1 protein-coding gene is annotated in these 402 nt (G+C 75.6%); it reads left to right on the forward strand.

Translation table 11 applies throughout. The annotated features are described in order from the left end of the window. Positions 1-262 (forward strand): hypothetical protein (locus JHD63_RS24835; RefSeq protein ID WP_304952656.1); only part of this gene is annotated, 262 nt, incomplete at its 5' end. Between the last annotated feature and the right edge of the window lie 140 nt (positions 263-402).

Raw genomic sequence — 402 nt, forward strand, 5'->3', positions numbered from 1 at the left:
CCCCCCCCCCCCCCCCCCCCCCCCCCCCCCCGCCCCCCCCCCCGCCGCCCCCCCCCCCCCCCCCCCCCCCCCCCCCCGCGGTTACAGCCGATGGCGGCATACGAGATTTACTGTACGGTCTCGTGGGATCGGAGATGTGTATAAGAGACAGGGCTTTGATCCCGGCGCCAACAACGCGGTGCTCAGCCTGGCCGTGCAGCCCGACGGCAAGGTACTGGTGGGGGGCGGTTTCACCGAGCTGGGCGGCCAGACTGTCTCTTAGACACATCTGAAGCTGCCGACGAAGAGAAACGAGTGGAGATGGGGGGGGGGGGCGTAGAGAGAGGTGTGCGGGGGGGGGGGGGGGGGGGGGGGGGGGGGGGGGGGGGGGGGGGGGGGGGGGGGGGGGGGGGGGGGGGGGGG

The organism is Xylophilus sp. ASV27 (assembly GCF_016428875.1).
Lineage (GTDB): Bacteria > Pseudomonadota > Gammaproteobacteria > Burkholderiales > Burkholderiaceae_C > Xylophilus.